The organism is Vibrio sp. R78045, from assembly GCF_042466085.1.
Classification (GTDB): Bacteria; Pseudomonadota; Gammaproteobacteria; order Enterobacterales; family Vibrionaceae; genus Vibrio; species Vibrio cyclitrophicus.
In genome coordinates, this window is the sequence record NZ_JAXHBS010000018.1 from 1,152,671 (window position 1) to 1,178,792 (window position 26,122).

A 26,122-nucleotide genomic window follows, 5' to 3' on the forward strand; every position below is an offset into this window, starting at 1 on the left:
ATCCAAACCTAAATTTCTTGTTCATTTCTCAACTCAATAATACAACTGTGATATTTTCTATATTCATAACACTAACTCCCTAAAGTCATTGTCAACATCATCTTGTGTCACACCAATGTAGCGCAGCGTGACGCCTTCTGAACTGTGGCGAAGCATCCGCATCACTCGTGCAATATCTTTAGTACTTTTGTATAGGTGATAGCCTCTGGTCTTTCGCATCGAATGAGTCCCCAAAGGAAAACTAATCTCTTCACCAATCGATGAAAACGCTTGGCTAACAGCCCGACGACTCAATGGGCTGGCAGCTTTGTTTATCGCTTGTTGGTTTCGGTAAGATTGGAATAAGTAGATGTGGTGTGGATTTTCCTTTTTAATGCGGTGGATGATTTCTAAGCTTCTAGGGTTTAGTGCTATCTGGGCCACTTTGCCCGTTTTAGACTCACGAATGGTTAAACGGTCTTCTTCGATGTCACTGAACTTAATCGCCAGTAAATCAGAAATCCGTAAAGCCAGATTGATACCAACGTTCCAGATGTCTGACATTTGCTTACTATGCCGTATTTCTAATAAGTGGCCGATGAGCTGGATTGTGTCACGGTTTTTCACCGCTTGAACTTCTGCCATAACGCAGCTTCCTTTTTTCGATGAAAATGATGATTAGAGGAACTTCAAAGCAGGCCAGAAACGAAAAGCCTTGTTCCATAAGGGGTGGCAAGTTCCCAAATTGCTAAAATGGGAACTTGGATGCTTTTCAGCTCTTAGTGACTTTGATTTGGTCAAACACACCATCAGATAAATACTCCAAAAAGTTACTTTCCCACGTTCGATAGAAAGATTTCACTTCTCGATGTGCTAGAGCGCAAGGCGCTAAAAACATCTGCCTGAATATGTTGCTCTCAATATTGAAATCAAGCTCGATGGCTAGCTCTGGATAGACACCTCCAGAATAGGCAAAGTCGGTGATGTAACAGAGTCGCCACTTATCACCTTCATTGCGAATCATGATTTCTACTGGATGATACCCACCAGCTTCAGCGTTATAGCTTGTGTCACGAAAGTTAATGGTTAACGTATCTGAATAGTAATCAAGACTCGCCTCCTGAACCTGCTTAGTGATTGCGTTATGAAAACGAGTAGAGATAGGCAGCACACAAGGGTGAAACTGCATCGTTTGAATTTTGGTTGCGGCTGGCATGGTATGCCTCCTTGGTAGATGGTTATGCGATAGATGATTTAGTGGGCATATCGATATTGACAAGTGTTGCTTGGATACCGTCAAAGGAGCCTTGTTGAATTTGCTTGAGGAAAGACCGTTCATAGCTTTGATACAGACTGGTTACTTGTGGCTGGTGGAGCTCGCAACGTTCAATGTCTGGTTGATAGAACCATCCACGCAGAAAATTGAAGTAAAGCTCGACCTCCATCTTTTCGGTTTGTTCGTCTGGATAAGCAAAGCTAGTCACAAAGACGATGCTCCAGTGATTGTCGTTTGGTTGGTTTGTCGATCTATTGAGTTGGATCTCTACAGGATGAAAACCACTACGATCTTGGTAGTAACTCGATACTCGAAAGTTAAGGGCGATCCGTGATGCAAAGGTAGGAATATCTAATTGTTCAACAAGAGCATTGAGGTATTCCACCAGTAGTCGATGGGGGGTGGTTAGGTTCATAACAAACCTCGCTCAGCAAAGGACACGCATTGCTCACCTACGACGACATGATCTAATACTCGGATATCAATCAGTGCCAATGCATCAGAAAGACGTTGAGTGATCCTCCGGTCAGCTTGTGATGGCTCAGGTAAGCCGGATGGATGATTATGACCAAAGATCACTGCCGCCGAGTTGAGTAGTAATCCTTCTTTGACTACTTCCCTTGGGTAAACGCTAGCAGCATCGATAGTGCCAAAGAACATCTCCTTGTATTCAATCAGTTGGTTTTGATTATCAAGAAACATCACGGCAAACACTTCTCTGTCGTAATGCGCCAGTTTCATCTGTAGATATTGCATAGTGTTTTCAGGGCTGGTGAATGAGCCTGAACGGGCATACTTCGCTGCGAGCATAGTCGCTGCGGTCTCTAGGATTTGACGAAGCTCTGTGGGCTCGTTTGGCGTGTAATGATTTGAATGCATGTACTTTCCTTCTTGTGCGTTAAAGGTATGTGCATCCAAGTAATATGTAGCTAAAAAATAATGGAATCCTTCCCCATAGAAGCAGCCCAATCATGCTGGGCTGCTTTAAGTTATGGTTGTTGTTTATCTTGTTGTTTATCTTGTCGTTTAGCCCAGTTGTAACCACTCACTACGCCATAGATGAACAATTCGATTAAGGTCTTAGTAGGTTGGTGGGGATTCACCATTCGCCTCCTTGTTGATGTGGTACAAGCCTGCGCCAACGATAAAGCCAGCAATGAAAACAAACGGCATAAGCGCCTCCTGCTCTGTTTGATTTAAGAAAAGTGCATAAATGGAAGCCTGCGATTCACTGGCTTCACAAAGGTAATGTGTGATTGAAAAAAGTTGGAGTGTGGTGATTTACGCAGTGGAGTAATTAAATGCACATTCTCGTTATCTCATGAGTTGAACTAACCGGAATTCATCATGAGATTAATCAAACTAAAAGAAGTAATGACCTTAACTAGCCTCGCACGTTCTACCATCTACAAGTACATGAGCGAAGGGCAGTTTCCGAAAGCAGTGCCACTAGGTTGTCGTTCGGTAGGGTGGGTAGAAGAAGAGGTAACGGATTGGATATTGGATAGGATTGGTGAGCGCGATAACGCAAAGTAAGAGAACAATAGAAGGAGGCTGTAATGGCTTCCTTCTATGCCGTATTATCTAACAAGCTTTTGCTCTATTGTGAGTTATATATCCAAAGTATGCATAGATGATTTGGTAACTTTGATATACAAATAATAATAAATGGCAAAAGGAAAGACCTGACCCTGTTAGCGTGTTGACTGATAAAACGAAGGCGCCATCTTACTAAGTAGATGAATAGATTAAAGCGGTAGTTAAAAATATTGCTCGTTGAGTATTAGAGAGACAGGTCCCTCAACAAATCGTAAGCTGGACAAGTGTGTGCAGGATGTCAATTTTTGCACCTACCCTGTCATATCACCTTTATATGTCTTCAATAATCTAATACGGATCTCTAGTTAAGCTATTTGCAGTAGCCGAGAGCTAAACTGGTCTGTATTATTGTTAAAAACCGTACACAACAAGGTCTTAATGGCGATGGAAACAGTAATTACTTCGAAACACTTTGAAAGTGTACCGCTGGCAAAGTTAGTAGTTGGTCACCTAAAAGACAATAGTGAAGCTCTGGGGTTAGAGACCGCTATTGTTTACTTTGGCTTTCCGAAGTTTTATGGATACGAATCTGATGTAATGAAAACATCTGACTTAGTAATACTAAGTGAGCAACATGGTGTGTTAGCGCTGCGCTTCAGTGAGTTTAACGGTACTGTTTCCTCGGAAAAGATAGATGAAGAGTGGGACGAATACAGAAGTCTAATATTTTCAAATCTATACGAAAGTAAACTTCTTCGTACTAAGAAAAAGAGAGCACAAGAACTCAGTATTGGCTTCGACGCCTTTTTTTATGCAGAGTCGATAGCAGACTTAGACTGTGATGAAGACCTTTTTATTACTTCTATTACAGAGCTTGCTGATACTCTTGCCGTTATGAGAGAAGATCTTGTTGCACCTCTCTCGGAAGAGACGTTCAATGAGTGCCGAGCTATATTGGAGGGCACTAAAGCCCTGTCTTCGGATCAACAAAGAAGTGTTGATGAGGGGGCCAAAACAACTAAAGCGTTTACTTTGATGAAGCTTGAAGACGAAATTAAAACCTTCGATATTCGTCAAAGAAACAGTGCGGTCACTATTATTGATGGTCCTCAACGGATTCGTGGGCTAGCTGGTTCAGGGAAAACGGTTGTGTTGGCTATGAAAGCTGCTCATATTCACATGGAGTATCCTGAGAAGAAAATTCTTTTCACGTTTTTCACTAAAAGCCTTTATGTACATGTAAAAAACCTAATTACACGTTTTTATAGGCATTATAAAAAGGTTGATCCCAATTGGGATAACTTACAAATTAAGCATGCTTGGGGTGGTACTGGTATAGATGGAGTTTACTACTCAGCATGTAATGATAATGGCATTCCAATAGTGAGTTTTCCTCAAGCTAAAGCGCAGTTACCGAGCAACCCTTTTGGGTATGTTTGTTCGGATGCTATAGCTAGTAATAAGCTTAGAGCTGAGTATGACTACGTACTAATGGATGAGGCTCAGGATATGACGCCATCATTTTTCCGCCTGGTTTACCAAATCACTAAAGGGGATAGAGATACAAAAAATATTATCTGGGGATACGATGAGCTACAAAATATCTTTAAGGTAAAAACTAGATCACCTAAAGAACTATTTGGTCAAGACAGTGATGGTGAAGATTACATTGACCTTCAAAGAGCAGGGCGTCATTTACCTGAGTATTTAGATAACGATATTGTACTTACTAAGTGTTACCGCAATCCTCGCGAAATTCTTATCGCCGCTCACGCATTGGGCTTTGGTTTGTATCGAAAAGATGGATGCCCGGTTCAGAACTTAGAAGATAAGGCTCACTGGGAGGATGTCGGTTATGATGTTCTTAAAGGGGACTTCGAGGTCGGTAGTGAGATTATTCTAGAGCGTCCAAGTCAAAATAGTCCTCTGTCGATATCAGCTTATGAGCCAGTAGAAGAACTCGTTAAATACGAATCTTTTCAGAATCTTAACCAAGAGTCAGACTGGGTTGTTGGTAATATTCGCTCTTTACTAGCTGATGGATTGAAGGCTGAAGATATAATGATCATCGCATTGGATGACCGCAATGCTCGTAGCTATTTTAAAGCTATTCAAAGTCGATTGTTCACACACGATATTTCGTCGAATAACGTATTGCTAAATCCTTATAGCTCGAAGTCGTTTATCGAAAAAGGGCAAGTGACGATGTCGACAATTCATCGAGCTAAGGGAAATGAAGCCCCTGCTGTGCTTGTTATCGGTATCGATTCTCTGTACTTGACCGAAGGTAGTCATTACTCAAGAAACAGAATATTTACAGCATTTACTAGAGCAAAAGCTTGGCTAAGAGTCAGCGGCATCGGTTCTAGAGCTGAATTGTTTTTTGATGAACTACGAAAGTCACTCATGGAGGCACCCCAGTTAAAATTTGTGCAGCCAGACCCTGAGCACATCGAGACGCTTCAACGAGACTTATCTGAAAAGAGCCAAAAATTAAAAGAACTCCAACGAAACTATCGTGATCAGCTTGAACTTTTAGGTGTTAGTGAAGAAGAAAAAGTAGACTTCCTAAAGGGGATCTAAATGAAGCAGAAAAACTTCGATAGTGGGATTGTTCGTGCCATGGCCATATGTACTAAGCTAGGTTTAGAGCCTAAGATGGTCTCTCCCGTATGTCTAAAGGTTAGCAAGGGCTTCAATAAGGTAGCCCTAATGAGTGGTTCGACACACGAAGATATTTACTTTGCGGGATTAAACGAAGGATATTATAACTTTATTCTAAGTGATTTTTCGTACTTTCAGTTTTCATTTCGAGAGATCAAACCTGACCCGAAGAAGCCTAAGTTATCCTATCCATATGAACTTCGAATGGCTTTTTATCCAAACCCTATGAATTCGAGTACATATTCTGATGAGCCAGACTCTCCGACGGACTTGCTACAAACCTACCATCAGTATTATCTAGAGGATGAATGGTCATTCGAAGAATATACTCAAGCCCTTTGTGAGTTGAGAGCGAATATTACAACTCCTATATTACGTTACGATCTTAGTGAGCAGCAGCATAAAAGGGTCAACCATCCTATTGCTCATCTCCATTTAGGAGTTAATAACAGCTCTAGAATTGCAACCAATAAAGTGTTTACTCCAGAACTATTCACAACGTTCGTGTTGAGTAATTTTTATCGAACAAATTGGGAGTTATTGAGTGGTAGCGATTTGAAACTGGATCAAGAGTACAAAAGAGCAAAAATGAACTGTACAACTATTAAGTCAGATTTCTATTGTGATGTGCAGCGCGGAGCCTTAAACATTATTTGAGAGGTTTTGTCGGCATGTTCTAGCTCATACATAAGAAGGGAGCCGTTGCTCCCCTCTATGCTGCCAGTTTAAACGTGGCTATTTAGTACAGTTATACCAGCCATCATCACTGTTACATTCATACTTGAACTTCCCATTAGGATAAGAAACAAATCGATGGTGCATTGCCATATCGCCATTGGGCATTTCAGCCGCAGTATTAGTCCTGTGCTCAGATACGTTGTTCTCACCTTCTTTATAGCGTTTAGTATGCTCCCACCAGTCTGCCCCAACAGAATCTTGAGCTCCATAGACTTGTGGTAGTGCTGCGATATCAGCATTTAATGCATCAATGTCGATACTCTCTACATTTGTACTGAAGCCTAACCAATGCGCGTACTCACTTGGTACTGTATTCCACTTGTAACGGCTTCCGTCTTCATCGTACACACCACTCACTCTCGTAGTCGAAAGCGTCATGTTTTGGCTATCAGCTGTATCAGTCAAACTAACCTCATTACACTCCAATTCACTAAGATCATAGAACGATGACTTGTTATCCATGCCGTATTGGTTGTCAGTGTCAGCCACCTTTGAAAGTAAGGTTTCTGACTTACTGCAAATGTAGTCGTCAAAGATTGGATCTGAGCTCATGTTACGGTATTCATTCACATAACCCACCGTACCAAAATCAGTGACACTGTCTTCTTGTAGGTAGTTTCGAATCAAACGTTCGGGTAGCCAGTTATCATCTACCGCATAGACGGATTCAGACCAGAAGCTACCTTGACGTATGGAAATCGATTTGTACCACAATTGTTCATCATCTTGGCGTTGCCAGTCCGTTGGATCGTTAAGGTAGTGAGCCACGTTGATATGTGCATATGGGTACTGAAGCGACAATTCATAAGTCTCTTCAAATGAAAGTTGAATGGATGTCATAAGCTGCTCAGCAATATCGTAGACCGCACTGTTACCATCCGCTATGTAATCACTCCACAGCTCTTCCTCTGAGATATTGAAATGCCAAACTAAATCACCCGCTACGTTACGCATGGCGTCTTTTATGGCATTGCGGACTGGCTCATTGTCTTTCACTAATTCACAGCTGTACGCTTCTCCTTGCTCTCTTTCAACCGTCTGTTTCGCTGACTCCCACAACATTGTGGTGAGTGGCGTAATGTTAACGGAGCTACTCACCACCTCTTCAGGTAACGTGAACGCTGGTGGAAGATTAAGTACATATGCTTGAGTCACTTCCCCTAAGTCTTCATCAATAGCTCCGACAGGTACATCTACGATCACTGGAACGTATTCAAGGCAGGCTTGCTGCTCTTCGGTTATGTCACCTTCAATAGTGAACACACCACCAGCCTCGGTGATAGCTGATGGCTCATCAGGATCGACAACAACATTTGAATTAAAATCATAATGAACAGTGGCACCAACGATATAGCCGTCAATAGCACGCCCGGATAACAACGTAGAGTTGGATGGTTGTGAAGGCTCAGATGAGCCACCACCGCCGCAACCAGCAAGGGTTGCACTAACAATAAGCGCAGAAACTAACGTCTTTTTCATAGGAAATTCCTTTTTATTCATAAATTGGTTTGTAGGGATAAATGCATAGAAAGCAAAAGCGGCTTACTTTCGTAAACCGCTAATGGTGGGTGTTAAACGTGTGGTACTAGCAAGCACATCGGCATGGAGGCATATCGCAAATGTCACAGGTTGAACTGTGGCTACCCCCGCAATATTCACAGCTGAATGAAGCTAGGCAACGGTGCTTGTTAAGTAATGGTCGAATCGCTTTAATGGTCATGAACTTCTCTCCCCCGTCTATGTCGTAGTGGTTCACATAGAAAGACGGCAACCCTATGTGACATCCCTGTTTGTTGTCAGGTTATCAATAGGTTGGGCATCTGGTGTCGCATAGGACTGTACTAAGTGAGACCGCTATCGCTATTTAGAGAAGTGGTTTGAAGTTGGGGGCTTTTGACTGACGGCTGTATAGGTTGTTGTTCTACAAAGGTGATGTGGGTTTTATGTGCTTCTAGCCACGCCACTAACGGGGGTGTATTAGAAACCGTAACAGTGATGTGTAAATACGTATCGAACTCAGAGATACGTTGGTCGTTGGAAAGTGGTGTTTGGTAGAGATGTTCACCAGCTTGTTTAGTAATAGTGAATTCGAGTGTATAACGCTCATGCTCTGTATTGGTGTATCCCGATGCTGAGTGTTGTAAGTCAAAATCTTGTGGGTAAGCAAACGTGAAGGTTGATAGTGTGACCTTGTGAATATGGCTGACATCAACAAAAGTAGCGTCTTTATTTCCCTTCTGGCGGTACACCAATATCAATGTATTACTTTGTTGTACAAGACCTAATGGCATGACATCTTTTCTGTGTTGCCCCTCTTCAGAGTAATAGTGCAAGTTTAACCAACGGTTGTGGTAAAGCCCTTGACTGATAGCTGCGTAAGCATCAAGGCTGATATTACGCCTTAGTTCATAAGTGCCGAATAAATCTATTTTTCGTAACCATTGAGATTCTTTTGAGTCCTGAGCTAAGGATTTTAATCGGTAGTTAGCATCTTCAAATAACGACTGAAGAGTATGGGATATATGAGAAGGGATTAAATAATGTATGTGAGACTCAACCAGACACAACAATAGTGCTTCTTGAGTACTGGAGCCAACAAGAGATTTAGTTTGCTTTCGTTGGTATCCATAAGGTTTGTCACGAGTATCTCGGTCAATATCAAAATATTCAAGTAACACATCAAGGTTACGTTGAATCGTTCGAATATCTCTATCAATACCTATCTCCTGAAGCTGTGCTTTGAGCTCAGAAGCCGTGACTTTATGCCAATACGGTATGCGCTTGTAGAGTTCAAGCGCGAGCACCATATGCTGGCGAGTGCTCACATGAGTGGTTTTACTCATCGTGTGCACCTTTAGCGAAGCGGATCAAAATAGAGGTGACGGTATAACGATGTTGGAACAAGTCACTCTCACTCGGTTGATAGCAAGAGACGAAGCTCTACACGCTAGGCTTTAAGGTGAGTTGATTGTATGAGTAGCTTGGGCATCTGGTGTCGGATGAAAGCGTACAATTGAAATTAATTGAATAATCGAGGTGGGCATAATGAACTCCTGTGCTGGTGGATACATAGGAGTGATATGTATGTGAAATATATTAGATTGATTGACCCAAGCAATAAATACTAATGATAATCATTTAATAAGAAATGGACGGGAGTTCAACTCCTCAAGAAGCTAGTAGCAGCCATCAATCGATAACAAATAAAAATAAACACCCAGTTAGCACCTTTTACAAAGATGAACCTAGGTTTAGATATAAAAATCAAATATTTAAGATTCAAATTACGATGACGCCAGCCCAAACGTTTGGAAAGGGCCAACTCGAAAGAGTTGGCCCTTTTTTTATCTTTATTTTACTAGCCATAACAAGGAAAGTTTCTTTTTAACAGTGACTTACCTTTAGCACGTCAACAATAAAAAACCACACATCCCGTTGCTGAAATGTGTGGCCGTCTAGAACTGTTATCTTACGAACTTAGATAAGTTCAGGCGTTAATCCATCTCGCCCAGCAAGTAATCTTCATTACTGCTCACTACTGCGCCGTGCTTTAAGAAGTTCTTACCTAGGATCATGCTGTATTCAAAGCGAGAGCGATCTTGAAGGTTTACCCTTACCTCTTTCTCTAAGTCACCTAACTTAACCTTCATTTCTACCACAGGGCGAATGTTCACCTTCTCGCCTTTCTTGGCTTTAATACGCATCACATCAATCACTGGCTTAGTGAAATCTTGCTTATCGCCTTGGTTGTTTTGGTAGGTAAAACTCACCATGTCTTGGCCATCTTTCTTGAATCGTTTGATGTTGACTGCATTCATTGAGCTGACATCCGCGCCAGTATCCAACTTGGCAGGGAACGTCATGCCGTTGACTTCAACAACTTCGATGTGCCCAACTTTAAATAAAGGCTCCGATTTCAAAAGGTAGTCAGATCGAGTATTCACATACACCCCATCTTTCGCCATCTTTTTGCCTAACACGAAGTAGGACTCTTTCTCGTTGCTATTAAGTACGTCGATAGCAAATTCTTGTTGGCGAACTTTACCAGCACCTAAAAATTCACCACTTACAACTGGGCGAACGTCATCCCCAACTCGAAGCTTTTTGATTATTTTCTTAATGACTTTCTGTTGCTCACCATTCGCATCAATAAGGAAGAATTCAACGGACGCGTCTTTGCCCTTCCCTGTCATTTCAAAACTATCGACTTTGAGTAAAGGGGTATTTACGGTGAATGAAGCAACTGCCTTCATAGGAAACCCATCTAAAGTGATATCTTCTTCCGGTGAGATGATCAGTGGCTCACTTTTTTTCGCGACATCGCTGAAACTCTCGGAGCCTTCAGAGAGAATATTTTCAGCGTTGGTATCAATCATGAAAAGTTCGCTAGCGGTGCTGGTTCCAAACCTCAACTGTGACTCACTACTTGAACGGTCACGTAAGTACACTAGAACATCTTTAGTGATGTTTTCATCGAGTTGAACAGGTACATACACCAAAGGTCTCTTCTTACCACTCACGCTCAACATACGAACTAATGGCAGTGTCATTCCTTTTTGCTTACCGTCGTTATCGACCATATCAAACGTGACTTCATTGTTTTTCTTGTCTACATCGATATTTTTTGAATGCAAAATACTGTATCGATTCTTTAAAGAGAAGGTCGCATTCATCGCCATTCCTGAAATAGACACCACCTCTTTTCGACCTACCACTGTCGCTTTTTCCTGCTCTTGCAAGTAGTCATAGCCTGCGAACACTAGCGCGTTATCCGCAAGGAAGGTTTTACCAATCAGCACTGGCGCAGAGAAATGGCTTCTGTCGGTCAGGTTAACATCGGTTTTTAGCTCTTGGTCTGCAATGGTGAGCGACATTTTTACGGTAGGACGAAGTAAAGGCGTGCTGCTGGTGCGGCTGCGTATCATGCTGACACGCTCTAAAGGCGCTTCGATTAATACCATATCTCCCGTGCGCGGGTTTTGAACTTTAAAAGACACCACAGCCTCATATTTCGCAAAGGCACTGCCATTCCAATCATCGTAATCAACATCGGAATTATTCAACAAGTCTTCGGTTAACGCCGCCATCAACTCTTTGTCTTTAAGATTCTTGTAATCGGCATTCGTGCTCTTCACATGAATATCTTCAGCATGCATAGAGGTAGTTTCTGCACCAGTGTCGATTTTGCCAATGAAAGGAACGTCTTTTAGCCCTTGAACGCTAGAGAGGTATACATTCTCAGTACGGCCTAATACCGCCTTACCATCGAGTTCGTAAGTAGGGTTTTGAGTGGTAGGTGAAGTATCAGTAGCCAAAGTATATTGTGAAAAAAGTAGAGTGCTTAAAAGAGTTAGAGCCAAAGGTATCTTTTTCATTAGTTGGTCCGTTGTGATCAGTTCACTAATAATACTGGCGTTTCAGCGAAGAGTTCCCCTACCAGCACAGGTTCTCACATAACGTTAACGCTATGAGTTTTTCAATGACAAACCGATGACTTTGCAGAGCAATACCTTATCGATTATTGACTAATGGATACCCAATAACCTTTTTAATGCTCAGTGTTATATTGAAGAAATGAATATAAAAAAGGCCAACGACATACGTTGACCTTAGCGATTCAAAACACACCTTAAGCAGGCTTAACTTGCTAAAACACAAACGGTTCTAGATAAACATAGCACTAAAAAGTCCCGACTGTTTTCTTTGCACAGATAGCTCGAGCTTTTTCTGCGTTCTCACCTTTATTTTTGAGATAGCACTGTCGATACGATTCGACGTAGCGCTCAAATAACACCTTGGCTTCAGGTTGTGGTTTAGAAAGCAGTTGGTTAACGAATTTTCTTGAGCCGACCTCAAAATGCTGAGTATCGATGGGGCTATTCCAATCGCCTCCCCAGATCATAAATCCATGATGAGCAAACAGCTCAACCACATCTTCCGCCATGCCTTGGCGCTCTATTTCATCACGCGCGCGAAAGCGCGTACGGTTCACATAGCTTGTCGCAGATTGTGAAGGCTTTACTGTGATTCTTCCGTTGTTATCGAACTCTAAGAAAGGGTTTTGAACTGGGTTGATGTCTATCGCCACACCATAGGCATGCTTCGACCAACCTCCCCCACCTGTAATAGGACGAGCGTTAAACGCACTGCTGTTGTTCGCGTCCATTGAGGCGTTATCGTCACCTCTGAATTCACGCATAAGGCGAGCGGAATGAAGAGGAAAATTGCGCTGTTTAAGCTCTGAAAAGATTTGTTCAACAGCAGGTGCAACAACATCAAGCACGATCATATTGCCCTGTTGCGTTTCCCCTTTGAAATTAATGAAATCGAAATCCACTTTGGATAATCGCTCACAGCCAACAGGCGCACCATTACTCAAGACATTGTTCTTTTTCATCATGTCGCATTGCCATTGAGATATAGGGGCTACTTGGGCATAACTCGCTGCACTGAGCACAATGGCCAGACAGCCGACAATAAAACGTTTCATATCAAAGACTCAAAAATAGTAAGAGTGAAAAGTAACAGAAGTTGGAAAATAGCATATTAAGCCAAGTTGAGCGCACGCTTTGTTAGCGCGGTTTATTCCAATAGACAATCTCTCTAACTCGTCCGTTCTGGTCGACATCCGCTTCTCCACCAACATCAGAAAACTCAGGCAAGGTCGATAATTGCGGAGCGTAATAGGCAACCAACATAAGTACGAACGCATCGTAAATATCGTCTATCGCCACGTCTTTACGCTTGGTGTTTGAAATGGCCAACGACAAGCCTTCACACCATTGAGGAGCAAGTTGCTGAATAATAGAAAGTCGTTCCTCTTTGCCTTCTTGTGTTCGTTTGGAAAATATCAGCGGTTCGTCTTTCAATGCTGCAAACACAACTTCAGGATGTGATTCCCTGATAGAAAGATTGGGATGAGTTTCAATGAGCTTATCAAGCTCGCGGATCTTGGGAACAATCCCCCAAGTCTGTTTAGAAAACTTCTTATCAAGCTGCTCCACATTGGCACCGCACGCTGCAATGTAATCGGTTTGGTAAACCGCCTCTCGGCACGGAACAGGAAACACTGAAGACCCACGCTTGCTGGTTAGAAAGCGCCTTGCTGCTTTATCGCATAATCTATCCGGATTCTGTGAATCGCTAAAACCAATCGGCATATCGATTAATGTTGTTGATCCCGTAAGATCATCAACCAACTCATCGAGCGTGTTTACTACTTTGAACGTAGGTGGCTCATTGCCAGAGACAATCCAAGCGATCCAACCCGCCTTACAGCCATCAATTCCGATGTATTTCATTGTTTGTAGAGATGCCTTCAGTCCACCTTCGAATATTTCCACTCAACTCATTCCCGCAATTGCAAAAGCCTTTAGTGTAGTGGTCAACAAAAACTGGAACCTCGTTACGCTGTTTAAGAAAGAGTTCCGCTTATCATTCTTCACTACCCTGAATTTTATATTGTGTAATGGCCGAACAAATACAAACGTCACAATAGATGGCAACGACTAAAGCACAGTTACCCATTACCCATTACCCAACATCAATAACGCGTTTTAATCTCGCAAAAGTTTTCATGCTCTCATTTGCTTCAATAACTTCGTAATCTGGGTTATTTGCTTTCAGATAATAATTTCCTTGAGAATCTTTTTGAATCACCCGCAGTAGATATTGATTGTCACCACTCTGATCTTGGATCTCTATAGCCATTGTATTGCCTGTTATAGAGCCGGCAGAAACCGGACTAACCAACTCTAAAAGTAATAACTGTCCATCCAAAATAGGCGATTTTCCACCATTCATTGAGTTACCAGATGCACGAGCTAAAAAGTGTTTTTGAGGATCTACGTTATGTAGATCAACTTCCATCAACTCCAAATCATCATGTGTTCCCGTTTTAAAGTGGCCACAGGCAATCTTTAGATTGGGATAATAAGGCAGTTGAATAAGTTGCGCGGAAGATTGATCGCTTTCTAATACTGTCTCTGTATTTTTCCTTCTGTCTGCATATTTTGCTAACTGCAAATCCACTAACTCTTTAACTAAATCTCCTAATGCACTGATGTGATTCGGCTCAATTGGAAAGTTATTTTTAAAACGCCCATCTTCAACGACAAACCATTGAGTAGCATTTTTTCGGTTTCCTCCAATAAATGCATTGATAGGATTACTTTTCCAATACTGCAACCAAGTTGTCGACTCAACATCAAGCATCTGTTGTTTACTCGGTAAATCAGCGTCTCTAATCGAAGGGTAACGCGCCAAGACTTGACCACTTTTAGTTGCAAGATCTTGTAATGTTGGTGGAATTTGAAAACCGTCTAGTTCCAAAAATGCCTCTAACAGAATCGCTTTAAAGCTTTTCGTCATACTCATTTTTTGTATCGCATTCAGCAGGAACGTTTTATGTTCATGAGTCACAGCTTGAATGGCAGGTTCACTAATCTGCTCAGAGACTAATTCAAACCAACTTCCATGTTGCTTATTCACTTTGTTAAAATCGTAACCTGCACGATAAAACTCAACGGCTCTAGGTCTATGCCCTAAATGATTCATTAAATGAACAAACTCTTGGGACGAGGAGTGCCGCAACTGCTTCGATAGCTCTTGCCAGAATTCAGTCACTTCAGGGTCTATAGTGATATAACACCCCTCACCGAGTTCAGGAGATCGCGTTGATGTTGAGAGCTTGCTTGGCGATGAGGTCAAGTCCTGCAAGCCTAAGACTTCTTGCTTATTCAAGAATGAACGATGGTTACCAATGAAATCAATGACCACTAAATGAGTCTTGTTAACGTGCCTCCTCAATCCTCTCCCAAGCTGCTGAATAAAGATAATGTTTGACTCGGTTGGCCGTATCATTAACACAGTATCAATTGACGGTAGATCCGTACCCTCATTAAAAAGATCAACCGTAAACAGAACTTGTACTTCACCTTGGTCAAGTAACCGCAACGCTTCATTGCGGCGTACAGGGGATTGACTGTGGACAGAGAGTGCTCTAAATCCTTCTTTCTCAAACGTTAAATTAAATTGCTCAGCCATATAATTAGCGTGAGTGATGGATACACAAAAAGCGAGAGTTCTAGATTGACGTCGCAGCTTCCAGTGTTCAAAAACGTGCTTCGCACGACGAGTCGTGGCAAATTGTGCATCGAGTGCAGAAGGATCAAACTTACCGTTTCGCCAAGGAATCTCTTGATAATCAACAGAATCATCCCAAATTCCGTAATAGTGAAATGGCACCAAAATTTGGCTATCTATGCCATGAACGAGGTTTCTTTCGAAAACGAGATTATCATGGCAAAGAGATAATATATTGGCTTGGTCAGGACGCTCTGGCGTTGCAGTCAACCCGAGCAAAAACTTAGGTTCGAAGTGATTCAGTATATTTAAGTAAGTTTTAGCGCTGGCATGGTGAAATTCATCTACAACAATATAATCAAAGTAATTTGATGCAAACTTCTCTAAGTGATGCTCTCGGCCAAGGCTTTGTACTGACGCAAAAAGCATCTCTTTGTCCTGTTCTTTGACTTTACCATGATAGTAGCCCGCAGACTTTTCTGGCCAAAGCTTAGAATAGGTATGAAAAGCTTGTCTCAGAATCTCTTCCCGATGTGCAACAAACAGAACTCTTTTGGCGTTCATCTGTTGAGCATCAAATGCTGATAACCACGTCTTGCCCATTCCGGTTCCCATAACCACAAGGCCGCGAACGTTCCCTTTGTTGCGACTAGCACTAAGTGCTAGTAATGCCTCAACCTGTGCCGAGTTAGGCGAATATGTTTCTTCATCAGTTAAAGAGCGATCTCCCACGGCTTTTAATTCTGGAGGTTGGCGGCGTTTAATATAATCACTAATCCACTCATCTGAGATTCGAATAGCAGAAGGGTGGTGAAACAGCTTGCCAAATTGTTCTCTAATTTTGAAAAATTGTTGAGCGGGTTCTGAATCGAAAGGAGGTTGATAATCTAACCTTAAGCACCATTCATAGGCATTAGTTAATGCAGTTCTACTGATATTATTTGAGCCAATAAATGCAGTGCCATTATAGAAGCTCTGCTCCTCATCACTTCTCACAAAAATATAAGATTTGAGGTGAAAACTACGATTATTGGACTCAAAAATCTTAACCTCAACACCGTCATTATTTAGTGATGCGAGCGACCGTAAAGCGATTGGATGAGTAATATGAAGGTAATCGGAGGTTAGAATTCGTAGCTTAAGCGTGGTTCCTGCGCTGCGATGCCTTTCAATAGCTTCATAAATACTTGGAAGCAGTAAATCTAACCCTGATGGTTGTATAAAGGAAACCGCGATTTCAATCTCAGTGGCATAGTTGATGGCATGAACCAACTGGGGAAGCAACGGATCGTCATCCCCTACAGTTAAAAGATCCTGTTTTATGGTTAATGATTGCTTTGGCATAAAAATATTACCCTTTCTTAATCAGCAACGCATTTAGCCAACGTTCTTCGACCCTATCTGGCCGCTGATCACCGGTCTGCCAAACTTCCTTAACCTCCAACTGAGTTCCTTCTAAAACGGTCAGCAAACTGCTTTCCGTCAAATTGGTAAACCGGCGCCCCCCTTTTACGACTTCCTTGTCTCCATACTTAAAAGAACAATAAAACACGGCTTTGGGTTTAAGGTAGGAGGATAAGTGATCCAGAGTTTCAGGTAGCTCAGATAATGAAACATGCAGCAGAGAAGCACACGCCCAGATACCATCATATTGCGTAGTACTTTCAAAGCGAGTAAACGCACATTGCTGAATCGGAAGCGATGTATGTTGCCTCGCGAGCTCCACAAGTTGCTCGCTGAGATCAAAGGCTGTGACTGCAAACCCTGCTTTGTGAAAATACAAAGTGTCACGACCAGATCCGCAGCCCGCATCAAGAATGCTTGCGCCGTCATTGAGTAACGGTATAAACCTTTGATAAACAGGTGCCATGTCAACCTCAACCGTTCCTGAAAAAAATAGTTCAGCATTCTGATCGTAATAAGTCACGAGTCCACTCTCAGTGTGTCATTTAATTCACCCATTCTAACATATTGAAAAAGAGGAAGTGTTGTTGTGTATCAGCTCGATATTCATCCTTAACAACCTAAGCCCAAATAGCATATTGACCGTCTCTCACCTCACCCTATCAATGACCACTACAAACTAAACTCCGCAGAAAAATGAAACAAACAAGGTGCAAGGTGACGTGCGAACAGAGATAATTGTTTGAAGATGATTAACTCGCCTCAAGCACCTAGCCGATAAAGACTAATGAACACATACTCACACATAGATACCCCATTCAACCTGCGTCACACCTGTTGGTTTTGTGGTGAACCTTCCAATGATATTGTTGAATTCCCAAAGACAGCGCAGGCTGTTGCAAAGATTGGTCATTCACCAATCACACTGCCGGCTTGTAATGAGTGTGCGAGAATTAACTATTCAAAGAATCTGACCTCAATTTGGTCGGTTCGCGATCAGATAAAACACACTCTGATAGACAAGTACGCTAAGCACCTTGGCATTGGTGAGAACTGGACGGAGCAGGAGCTTATTGATTCTGATTTCTCGGGCTCGACGCTCGGTGGGTTTGGGCGCAGCGCTTGGAAGATGTATCAAATAGCCAAACAACGCGTCGATTATAAAGGCTGGCCTTTGTCGGTTGATGACATCCCACTTGAGGTATACGACGAAACCAGTGGCTTTGAATTTGACGGTACTCGTTATGCCTCAATCAATTCGTGTATCGACTATTTCACCAAGGCTGCGGGCGTAGACAAAGAGCTGCTATCGCAACTTGTCGATATCGTTTCAACAGACCGTTTTAGCTACGCGCTTCGAATCGCTAAGCTAAACAAGAATGTCTCTAATACCAAACGCTCAGAGATCATCGAAGAAGTGTTACAGCAAGAGTCTGAACAAAAAGAGATACAGCTTGAGCAAGCCAATTCACAGTTCAACCCAAATGTCGAAGAGGTCAGCATTTCAGGTTCGACGGCTCCGGTTTTCGCTATTCAATGGGCAATGATGAATAACGTTAAAGATTTAGCTCACCTTTGTTCACTCGAAGATGATTATTTTGACTATTTTGAGCATCTTGGTGGCCCAGCGGCTTTCATGTCCTATAACGGCCTACAGCTCTATTTAGAATCACGTCAAGATCCAGAATGGGTAGAAAAGTCGGATCCAAATAAACAGTATTGGTGAACATGCATCCCTACTGGTGAACACGTGTAAGCTCGATGATCGTGTCAAATACCCATTGTTAGTCCTTGTTTTATATAAAGATCTAAAAACAGCCCCCTAAAACAGTTAATTGTTGCAATTCGGTTAAATAGAGTGAAAACTTCAAGCATCTAAAACTATTTAATCACTGCAATATTGTGGTGAGTAAGGAGTGAGTTGTGCTTGCTGTTCTTCGTATTATCTTGGCTACTGTGTTTATTATTTTCACCACTCTATGTGCTTTTGTTTACTGCTTGTTTAGCCCCAAAAACCCGAAGCATGTGTACGTTTTTTGCCGTTGGTTCAACCAATTACAAAAGCTCGTTGGTGTTAAATTGGTGCAGCGTGGCCTAGACAATGCACCGACACCAGAAAAAAGCGTGTATATCTCAAACCATCAAAGCGTGTTGGACTTTGTGACCGCACCAGGGATGTTAAGGCCGCGTACTGTTTCGCTGGGTAAACGCGACTTGCTGTATGTGCCTTTCTTTGGCTTGCTGTATTGGATCACAGGTAACATTCTGATTAATCGTGAAGATAAATCCAAAGCACGCGATACCATCAAGCAAGTGGCAGAAGCGATCCATCACAGAGATCTGTCTGTTTGGGTTTACCCTGAAGGAACTCGTAGCAAAGGGCGTGGATTACTGCCATTCAAAACGGGCGCTTTTCGAATGGCGATTGAGGCCGGTGTGCCTATCACCCCGATGTGTACCAGTACCACGCACAATAAGATTAACCTCAACCGAGTTAATAATGGCATTGTGATCACCGAGATGCTTGAACCTATTGATGTGACTGGATACAAGCTCAGCGATGCAAGAGAACTGGCCAATCGATGTCATGCCTTGATGGCTGAAAAAATTGCACAGTTAGATGACGAAGTGGCTCGTTTAGAGGCGCAGCAAACACCGAAGCTAGATTCTGACCGTTCTTCTGCGCGTTAAATAAGTTAGCCACAAAGGGAACAGGAGCTAACTCGCAACGAATACACTGAGTTATCGCTCAGTTACTTAAAAAGACACTCAACGATCGCAACTCTCATTGTTCTTGTTTTACATGCTGGCGCTTATCCGCAAAATAAAAACAGGCGTTAATGGCTTTATAGAGCAATGGGAGTAAACGATGGAAGTGATTCACCATGGCGGCAAACATACGGTCACAGGATCTTGTCACGAACTAAGAGATTCAGGCCAAGCGGTGCTGATCGATTGTGGCCTTTTTCAAGGTTTAGATCTTCAAGGTAAAAAGCTTCAAGGTTCGGACGCACACCCTCTTGATATTGAATTTGAAACGTCCCACCTCAATGCTCTTTTGCTGACCCATACTCACATTGATCATATTGGCCGGTTACCTTGGTTACTCGCCAGTGGCTTTAACCAACCGATTTATTGCACGCAAGCCACCGCTGAACTCGCCCCTTTAATGATTGAAGATGGCTTAAAGCTGCAAGGGCTCAGTCATAAACAATCCAAACTCATCCTTAAAAAAATTCATTCGTTGATTGTTCCTAAGCCTTACGGGGAATGGTTTCCAATTACGTCTAAACAGCAAAACAACGGAAAGGATCATCATAGGCCAAATACTCTGTACGCTCGCTTTCAACCTGCAGGACATATCTTAGGTTCTGCCTATATCGAGATTAAATTCCCCAACCAAGAAGTAGTTGTTTTTTCTGGCGACTTGGGCCCAAGTAACACTCTACTACTGCCCGATCCTAAACCACCACAACAAGCCGACTATCTGTTTATCGAATCAACTTACGGCACCAGTACACATGATGATATTGCTTCTCGATCTGAACGCCTCAAAGCAATCATTGACCGTTCGTTACTCGATGGCGGCGTTATTCTCATTCCGGCTTTTAGCATCGGTCGAACACAAGAACTGCTATTTGATATCGAGCACCTGATCTTTGAACATCAACTCAGTAGCGATATTCCTATCATCCTCGATTCGCCTATGGCAGAAAAGGTGACGCGATCCTACCGACGCTTTAAAGAGTTATGGGGGCAAGAAGCAAAGCAACGTCTCGAACTGAAACGTCACCCACTCGCTTTTGAGCAATGCATTACCATTGATGGGCATAGGATGCACAAGAAAATCGTTAATCGCCTCAAGTCGACAGGTGAACCCGCGATTGTGGTTGCAGCTTCTGGAATGTGTCAGGGGGGCAGGATAATGAACTATTTATCCGCTTTGCTTCCCGATAAACGGACCGATGTGATTTTAGCAGGCTATCAAGCGCACGGAACACTAGGCCGAGAGCTGCAACAAGGCGAAATGCAGGTTTCGATAGATAATAAAGACGTTGAGGTTAACGCTCAGATCCATGGCATGTCTGGCTATTCTGCTCATGCCGATAAAGAGGATCTCAATCGATTTATAGAAGAAATAACCGTGCCACCCAAAGAGGTACATTTGATTCACGGAGATCCAAACACTCAGTCTGAGTTCGCTCAAGCTTTGGTTGGAAAAGGATTTAAAGTCGTTTAAAACAGGCGATTGATTCACGATTTCTGATTGCGGTAATCCTTACGGAAAGTTCTAAAAATCACTACTGATATTTTAATTAATACCTCCCCTTAAACCTGCCTAATTTCACTATATCGGTGATATATTCTTGCGTCTTTACCGTCGCAATGTGTTAACAGTCATTAGTACTGAACAACGTTTCCTCTCATTTTTCTTCTATTTTCCCTTCTGACACATATTGTGAGTTTCGAAAATTTGTATTAATCACTATTTATTCACTTTACAAACCGACACTAAAAACAACTAATTGCATATCAATTTTAATGAAACGATTATCAAATTAGCACTAAGCGTTAACAAACACCCCCTGTAACATGCTTTATGTCACAGTAATCCTAATAGGCAGTTAAATGATTTAACACTCGGGTTACAAGTGAAGTATTGTGTTGTTCGAAAAACAATCATAAGCAAAACTAACAGGGAAAATACTCATGCAGTCATTCGTTGATTTTTTGAATGGAATAATCTGGAGTCCAGTACTTATCTACCTATGTTTAGGTGCAGGTTTGTTCTACTCCATCATGACTCGATTTGTTCAAATCCGTCACTTCTTTGAAATGTGGCGCTTGCTACTATCGGGTAAAAGCTCGTCAAAAGGCATCTCGTCTTTCCAAGCTCTGGCCGTTTCTCTATCTGGCCGTGTCGGTACAGGTAACATTGCTGGTGTTGCTGCCGCTATCGGTTTCGGCGGCCCAGGTGCAGTATTCTGGATGTGGGTAGTGGCTTTCTTTGGCGCTGCAACAGCTTACGCAGAATCAACGCTAGCGCAAATCTACAAAGAAGAAGATGAAGGCCAGTTCCGTGGTGGTCCGGCTTACTACATCGAAAAAGCGATGGGTCAAAAATGGTACGCTTGGATCTTTGCTATCGCGACTATTTTTGCATGTGGTATTTTGCTTCCAGGTGTTCAGTCAAACAGTATTGGTAATGCTGTAGAAGCTGCATTTGGCTCAGGTGACATGATTGAAACAGCTATCGGTACATTCAGTTTCGCTAAAATTTTCACTGGTACTGTAGTTGCTATTATCCTAGCGTTCATCATCTTTGGTGGTGTTAAACGTATTGCGAACTTCACACAAATCGTTGTTCCATTCATGGCACTGGCTTACATCATCATCGCGTTCGTTATCATTCTGCTAAACATCGGCCAAGTGCCAACGGTTTTCGCAATGATCATTGGCGATGCATTCACACCTATGGCAGGCTTCGGTGCTGCAATTGGTTGGGGTGTTAAGCGTGGTGTTTACTCAAACGAAGCGGGTCAAGGTACAGGTCCTCACGCGGCTGCGGCTGCAAGTGTTGATCACCCAGCTCAGCAAGGTTTGGTACAAGCGTTCTCTATCTACATCGATACACTTCTAGTATGTTCAGCTACAGCGTTCATGATCATCATCACTGGTGCTTACAACGTTCACGGCGGCGCTGAAGGTGTGTTCCTTGTTCAGAACCTAGCAGCAAACATTGGTGCCAACGGTCCTGTATTTACACAGCTTGCTATTGAAAGTGCACTACCAGGCATTGGTAAGCCGTTCATCGCATTTGCTCTGTTCTTCTTCGCATTTACAACAATTCTTGCTTACTACTACATCGCAGAAACGAATATTGCTTACCTACGTCGTACTATCAAAATTCCTGGCATGATGTTCGTACTTAAGCTTGTTCTTATTACTGCCGTTTTCTATGGCACAGTTAAAACAGCGAACCTTGCATGGGCAATGGGTGATGTTGGTGTTGGTTTGATGGCGTGGTTAAACATTGTCGGTATTCTGATCATCTTCTTCATGTCTAAGCCTGCGCTTAAAGCTCTTGCAGACTACGAAGAACAGCAGAAACAAGGCGTCACTGAGTACACGTTCAACCCTGTAAAACTAGGCATTAAAGGTGCTACCTACTGGGAAGAGAAGTACAAGCGTAAAACAGGAAAATCTCCTGAAGCTGAAACTGCAGACACTAAACCTGTAGAGCAACCTTCAGCTTAAACTCGCCTTAACAAATAGATTGCTTTAACAAATAGACCTCTTTAACTGGCTCTATTAATAACGCATAAAAAAGGGGTTAGCCATTTCGGCTAACCCCTTTTGTTTTGTTCATAACCAATAAACAGCTTATAACAAACTAACTGTTCCCGAGTTAGAGCATTAAGCAGCAATTTCTTGTGTTGCCATTTGAGGTGCTTTCTTCTCACCGATAGGCAGTACTGTGCGGCCGTATTCGTTGTTGATTACTTGTGCCATTGCAAAGTAGATAGCTGAAGCGCCACAGAAAATACCTTCAAAACCAGCGATAGTGCCGATTAGTTCGCTGCCAGTGAAATCACGAGCGGCTAGCAGGAAGAACAAGATAGTTAGTGAACCGAATACTACTTGCTTCGCAACTGGGTAACATAGAGAACCGATGAACATGAAGCCTGTGAAAATACCCCATAGTAATAGGTACCAACCCATGAATGCAGCAGGGCTTGCTGGAAGGCCCATGTAAGGCATTACAATCAAACCAACCAAAGACAACCAGAATAGGCCGTAAGAAGTAAACGCAGTTGTACCGAACGTGTCACCACGTTTGAAACACATAGTGCCCACGATAACTTGGCTCAAACCACCGTAAAAAATACCCATTGCAAGAATCATAGAATCGATTGGGAAGAAACCTGCGTTGTGGATATTAAGAAGAATGGTGGTCATACCGAAACCCATTAAGCCTAGTGGCGCTGGGTTAGCTAGTTTGGTCGACATTACGAATTTACCTTATTAAAGTGGTTGATTAAAAAAAAACGATAAAAATTATCAGAAAATTTTAATCTATAAACCGTACAACTAGGTAATCCAGTTATCGAAAACTAAGATTGTACAAATGATCTTATGGAAAATAGGTTTCATAATGAACCTATTCAATTCACCGAAACTATCAATAAACAGATTCCCTATCACGTTCGTTCCTCACTGTAAGGAATGACGAGTGAGGTAAGTGTTGAGGCAATGAGACAAAGCCTGGTGCTACGTCACTCTAGAATCGAGGGACGGGATATCTGGAATCTACTCTTCGATATGAGCACTTGCGGCACACAAAAGCCCTCTGTCACGTTCGTTACTTACTGTGGGGAATGACGAGGTTTTTTTAGGTACGATAAACGAGATGGGGATGCGAAAAGAGTCTTTAGATTTGAGTAAGCGCACCCTTAATAGCAAACGTAGGCAACAGATGGCGAGCTTTTCGTTACTCGTTTACTCGCATCCCGTATCTACTCATTGGATCGTCATTCCAGAATCGAGGGACGAGATATCTGGAATCTCGCCCTCTTCTGTAATCTTAAATTACGCTTGTTGTGTTTTAGATTCAGACACTTGAGGTTGAACTTCTGAAGAAGTGTTTTTACTCGCATCGTACTTGGCTAACAGAGTCACAAGGATAAGCTGAGCAATCAGAGCTCCTAGCACAACCCATGTACTTCCCGTAAAGCCTGCCACAACAAAGCTCACCAATGCGATAGAGCCATTCATCAACGCATAAGGAAGTTGAGTCTTAAAGTGTTCAAATTGATCACACCCTGCGCCAGTTGAAGAAAGAATGGTTGTTTCAGAGATCGGTGAACAGTGATCCCCAAACAAACCTCCCGACAACACAGCACCGATTGCCACTAGTAAAGGCGCATCAATCGCAAAAGCGGTTGGAATAACCAATGGCATCATAATCGCGAAGGTTCCCCACGACGATCCCGTTGCGAATGAAATAATCGCCGACAACAAAAAAGCGACGGCAGGCACTAACCAGTAAGGAAAGCCACTTTGTGCTTGTTCTGCAATATAAGCCGCGGCGCCTAACTCTTTACCGACGGTGCTTAACGCCCATGCCAATACAAGAATGATCGCTACAGGCATCATATTTCCCATGCCCTTTAAATACACCGAAACACCATCAGACAATTTTCTTACACCGTAATAAGCCATTAGCGAGATCAAGGTAATCGCAGCAAAAAAATAAGCCGATGATAAAGCCGCTCTGAATGACGAACCTGCAACCTTTTGGAACGGGAAGCCTTGCGGAACCAACATGGTGAACAATACAACGACCATCACGAGTAGCGGTGCCCAAACAAAAGATGCTTTTGCATTTTTATGCGAGAAAGGATTCAAGGACTCATTATTCGCACCAGAACAAAGACCCGCTTGGCAATCACGCTCTGCCTTTGCCATTGGTCCGAAGTCTAAACCTTTAAAAGAAACTAAAGGAACAATAAAGATCGCTAAGAAAGCGTAGAACTGAAAAGGAATCGCGCCGATGAAAGCATCCCAATCCGACATGTTGACATTCAAAGCGGTAAACTCTTTTTGAATCAACCCCATGATATAAACACCCCAGCCAATAAAAGGGATAAGAATCGCGACGGGAGAGGAGGTTGAGTCAATAATGAATGCTAGCTTCTGTCTTGAAAGTTTCAGTTTATCGAAAAGGGGACGAAAAACAGGGCCGACAATTAAAGGAGTGCCTAAGTCTGAGAAAAATATAACAATTCCACCTAACCAAGCAGACACTTGAGCTTGGCATTTATTGCTTACCCACTGAGTCACCCGCTTTGCGAATGCGACACCACCACCGGACTTTTCCATCAAAGCAACAAAACCGCCGATGAAAATCAAAAGCATAATCACACCTGCATTATAGCTATCGGTCAGTTGAGGTACCAGATAGCCTTTCACCATAGTGCCAAACGTATCAAGAGGATTAAGTTCACTAAACATACCGGTGAGCATTGCTACACCACTCAATACGCCAGCAAAAAGGCCGATCACTACATTCCTTGTCGCCAATGACAACACCAAAGTAATCACAATGGGGATGAGTGACGTGATATCTGTCTGTTCCATAGGTACACCTTAACCCTAAAATAAAAGAATAAATATAATTAAAAAATGAATATAAATTCACAAGAGTCATTTGTACAGAACTTTATTTCATAACTAGTTAAATAATCCTCTTATTAACGAGAGTGCAGAGCAACCTACCTGAAACGATTTCCTTAATGAAAGAAAGTAGGAGTCATTATTCAACTCAGTGTTTGATAGTGTGGCTTCTCAACTCTCATGGTGAGAAGGCGCAATAAAAAAGCCGAAAGTCATAACTTTCGGCTTTTGAACAACACGGGTCAGCTTAGTAAGCCAATC

The 26,122-nt window shown here is 42.5% G+C and carries 20 protein-coding genes; 7 read left to right on the forward strand and 13 right to left on the reverse strand.

The annotated features are described in order from the left end of the window. Positions 1 to 63: 63 nt before the first annotated feature. From SJY39_RS26990 to radC, 4 genes are all read right to left on the reverse strand, one after another. Complete coding sequence (locus tag SJY39_RS26990; RefSeq protein ID WP_372275480.1) at positions 64 to 624, reverse strand: tyrosine-type recombinase/integrase; 561 nt, start codon at positions 622 to 624, stop codon at positions 64 to 66. A gap of 127 nt (positions 625 to 751) precedes the next feature. Further along, positions 752 to 1,195 (reverse strand): DUF2787 family protein, encoded by a 444-nt coding sequence (locus SJY39_RS26995; RefSeq protein ID WP_098413489.1) that lies wholly within the window; start codon positions 1,193 to 1,195, stop codon positions 752 to 754. 22 nt (positions 1,196 to 1,217) lie between these two features. Further along, positions 1,218 to 1,670, reverse strand: coding sequence for a DUF2787 domain-containing protein (locus SJY39_RS27000; protein WP_372275482.1), 453 nt, complete (start codon positions 1,668 to 1,670; stop codon positions 1,218 to 1,220). Beyond that, complete coding sequence (radC, locus tag SJY39_RS27005; RefSeq protein WP_372275484.1) at positions 1,667 to 2,134, reverse strand: DNA repair protein RadC; 468 nt, start codon at positions 2,132 to 2,134, stop codon at positions 1,667 to 1,669. The genes SJY39_RS27000 and radC overlap by 4 nt, the downstream gene beginning before the upstream one ends. A 468-nt stretch (positions 2,135 to 2,602) precedes the next feature. On the opposite strand from radC, the gene SJY39_RS27010 reads away from it, so the two are divergent. From SJY39_RS27010 to SJY39_RS27020, 3 genes are all read left to right on the forward strand, one after another. Further along, the gene (locus SJY39_RS27010; protein ID WP_372275486.1) at positions 2,603 to 2,791 is read left to right on the forward strand and encodes an AlpA family transcriptional regulator; all 189 of its coding nucleotides are present in this window, start codon (positions 2,603 to 2,605) and stop codon (positions 2,789 to 2,791) included. A gap of 447 nt (positions 2,792 to 3,238) precedes the next feature. Further along, the gene (locus tag SJY39_RS27015) at positions 3,239 to 5,377 is read left to right on the forward strand and encodes a DEAD/DEAH box helicase (RefSeq protein ID WP_372275488.1); all 2,139 of its coding nucleotides are present in this window, start codon (positions 3,239 to 3,241) and stop codon (positions 5,375 to 5,377) included. Beyond that, positions 5,378 to 6,115 (forward strand): DUF2290 domain-containing protein, encoded by a 738-nt coding sequence (locus tag SJY39_RS27020; protein WP_372275490.1) that lies wholly within the window; start codon positions 5,378 to 5,380, stop codon positions 6,113 to 6,115. 78 nt (positions 6,116 to 6,193) lie between these two features. On the opposite strand, the gene SJY39_RS27025 is transcribed toward SJY39_RS27020, so the two are convergent. From SJY39_RS27025 to SJY39_RS27055, 7 genes are all read right to left on the reverse strand, one after another. Further along, a complete protein-coding gene (locus tag SJY39_RS27025) occupies positions 6,194 to 7,675 on the reverse strand; it encodes a hypothetical protein (RefSeq protein ID WP_372275491.1) in 1,482 nt (493 codons plus the stop codon). A gap of 362 nt (positions 7,676 to 8,037) precedes the next feature. After that, the gene (locus SJY39_RS27030; RefSeq protein ID WP_372275492.1) at positions 8,038 to 9,039 is read right to left on the reverse strand and encodes a helix-turn-helix transcriptional regulator; all 1,002 of its coding nucleotides are present in this window, start codon (positions 9,037 to 9,039) and stop codon (positions 8,038 to 8,040) included. A 651-nt stretch (positions 9,040 to 9,690) separates the two neighbouring features. After that, entirely contained in the window at positions 9,691 to 11,571 is a 1,881-nt protein-coding gene (locus SJY39_RS27035) for a RimK/LysX family protein (RefSeq protein ID WP_016793731.1), read from the reverse strand. A 305-nt stretch (positions 11,572 to 11,876) separates the two neighbouring features. Then, complete coding sequence (locus tag SJY39_RS27040; protein WP_372264256.1) at positions 11,877 to 12,686, reverse strand: M15 family metallopeptidase; 810 nt, start codon at positions 12,684 to 12,686, stop codon at positions 11,877 to 11,879. 82 nt (positions 12,687 to 12,768) lie between these two features. Further along, the gene (locus SJY39_RS27045) at positions 12,769 to 13,497 is read right to left on the reverse strand and encodes a DUF429 domain-containing protein (RefSeq protein WP_372264260.1); all 729 of its coding nucleotides are present in this window, start codon (positions 13,495 to 13,497) and stop codon (positions 12,769 to 12,771) included. 232 nt (positions 13,498 to 13,729) lie between these two features. Next, entirely contained in the window at positions 13,730 to 16,624 is a 2,895-nt protein-coding gene (locus SJY39_RS27050; protein WP_372264255.1) for a DEAD/DEAH box helicase family protein, read from the reverse strand. Positions 16,625 to 16,631: 7 nt separating this feature from the next. After that, positions 16,632 to 17,207, reverse strand: a complete 576-nt coding sequence (locus SJY39_RS27055) for a class I SAM-dependent methyltransferase (RefSeq protein WP_372264254.1) — start codon at positions 17,205 to 17,207, stop codon at positions 16,632 to 16,634. A 264-nt stretch (positions 17,208 to 17,471) separates the two neighbouring features. Here SJY39_RS27055 and SJY39_RS27060 point away from each other — a divergent pair, with 264 nt between their 5' ends. From SJY39_RS27060 to SJY39_RS27075, 4 genes are all read left to right on the forward strand, one after another. Next, complete coding sequence (locus SJY39_RS27060; protein WP_372264253.1) at positions 17,472 to 18,410, forward strand: hypothetical protein; 939 nt, start codon at positions 17,472 to 17,474, stop codon at positions 18,408 to 18,410. Positions 18,411 to 18,607: 197 nt separating this feature from the next. Next, positions 18,608 to 19,375 (forward strand): 1-acylglycerol-3-phosphate O-acyltransferase, encoded by a 768-nt coding sequence (locus tag SJY39_RS27065; RefSeq protein WP_372264252.1) that lies wholly within the window; start codon positions 18,608 to 18,610, stop codon positions 19,373 to 19,375. 178 nt (positions 19,376 to 19,553) lie between these two features. Further along, entirely contained in the window at positions 19,554 to 20,924 is a 1,371-nt protein-coding gene (locus SJY39_RS27070) for an MBL fold metallo-hydrolase (protein WP_372264251.1), read from the forward strand. Between the two features lie 470 nt (positions 20,925 to 21,394). Further along, positions 21,395 to 22,942, forward strand: coding sequence for a sodium:alanine symporter family protein (locus SJY39_RS27075; RefSeq protein WP_016767148.1), 1,548 nt, complete (start codon positions 21,395 to 21,397; stop codon positions 22,940 to 22,942). A gap of 159 nt (positions 22,943 to 23,101) precedes the next feature. Here the strand turns inward: SJY39_RS27075 and SJY39_RS27080 are convergent, their stop codons facing one another. Beyond that, complete coding sequence (locus tag SJY39_RS27080) at positions 23,102 to 23,695, reverse strand: acetate uptake transporter (protein ID WP_010440610.1); 594 nt, start codon at positions 23,693 to 23,695, stop codon at positions 23,102 to 23,104. A 579-nt stretch (positions 23,696 to 24,274) separates the two neighbouring features. Then, complete coding sequence (locus SJY39_RS27085; protein WP_010440609.1) at positions 24,275 to 25,825, reverse strand: Na+/H+ antiporter NhaC family protein; 1,551 nt, start codon at positions 25,823 to 25,825, stop codon at positions 24,275 to 24,277. Positions 25,826 to 26,122: the final 297 nt, after the last annotated feature.

Excerpts from the sequence above, each read along its gene's own strand:
- SJY39_RS26990 (WP_372275480.1), bottom strand. The coding sequence starts at position 624 with ATGGCAGAAGTTCAAGCGGTGAAAAACCGTGACACAATCCAGCTCATC.
- SJY39_RS26995 (WP_098413489.1), bottom strand. The coding sequence starts at position 1,195 with ATGCCAGCCGCAACCAAAATTCAAACGATGCAGTTTCACCCTTGTGTG.
- SJY39_RS27000 (WP_372275482.1), bottom strand. The coding sequence starts at position 1,670 with ATGAACCTAACCACCCCCCATCGACTACTGGTGGAATACCTCAATGCT.
- radC (WP_372275484.1), bottom strand. The coding sequence starts at position 2,134 with ATGCATTCAAATCATTACACGCCAAACGAGCCCACAGAGCTTCGTCAA.
- SJY39_RS27010 (WP_372275486.1), top strand. The coding sequence starts at position 2,603 with ATGAGATTAATCAAACTAAAAGAAGTAATGACCTTAACTAGCCTCGCA.
- SJY39_RS27015 (WP_372275488.1), top strand. The coding sequence starts at position 3,239 with ATGGAAACAGTAATTACTTCGAAACACTTTGAAAGTGTACCGCTGGCA.
- SJY39_RS27020 (WP_372275490.1), top strand. The coding sequence starts at position 5,378 with ATGAAGCAGAAAAACTTCGATAGTGGGATTGTTCGTGCCATGGCCATA.
- SJY39_RS27025 (WP_372275491.1), bottom strand. The coding sequence starts at position 7,675 with ATGAAAAAGACGTTAGTTTCTGCGCTTATTGTTAGTGCAACCCTTGCT.
- SJY39_RS27030 (WP_372275492.1), bottom strand. The coding sequence starts at position 9,039 with ATGAGTAAAACCACTCATGTGAGCACTCGCCAGCATATGGTGCTCGCG.
- SJY39_RS27035 (WP_016793731.1), bottom strand. The coding sequence starts at position 11,571 with ATGAAAAAGATACCTTTGGCTCTAACTCTTTTAAGCACTCTACTTTTT.
- SJY39_RS27040 (WP_372264256.1), bottom strand. The coding sequence starts at position 12,686 with ATGAAACGTTTTATTGTCGGCTGTCTGGCCATTGTGCTCAGTGCAGCG.
- SJY39_RS27045 (WP_372264260.1), bottom strand. The coding sequence starts at position 13,497 with ATGAAATACATCGGAATTGATGGCTGTAAGGCGGGTTGGATCGCTTGG.
- SJY39_RS27050 (WP_372264255.1), bottom strand. The coding sequence starts at position 16,624 with ATGCCAAAGCAATCATTAACCATAAAACAGGATCTTTTAACTGTAGGG.
- SJY39_RS27060 (WP_372264253.1), top strand. The coding sequence starts at position 17,472 with ATGAACACATACTCACACATAGATACCCCATTCAACCTGCGTCACACC.
- SJY39_RS27070 (WP_372264251.1), top strand. The coding sequence starts at position 19,554 with ATGGAAGTGATTCACCATGGCGGCAAACATACGGTCACAGGATCTTGT.
- SJY39_RS27075 (WP_016767148.1), top strand. The coding sequence starts at position 21,395 with ATGCAGTCATTCGTTGATTTTTTGAATGGAATAATCTGGAGTCCAGTA.
- SJY39_RS27080 (WP_010440610.1), bottom strand. The coding sequence starts at position 23,695 with ATGTCGACCAAACTAGCTAACCCAGCGCCACTAGGCTTAATGGGTTTC.
- SJY39_RS27085 (WP_010440609.1), bottom strand. The coding sequence starts at position 25,825 with ATGGAACAGACAGATATCACGTCACTCATCCCCATTGTGATTACTTTG.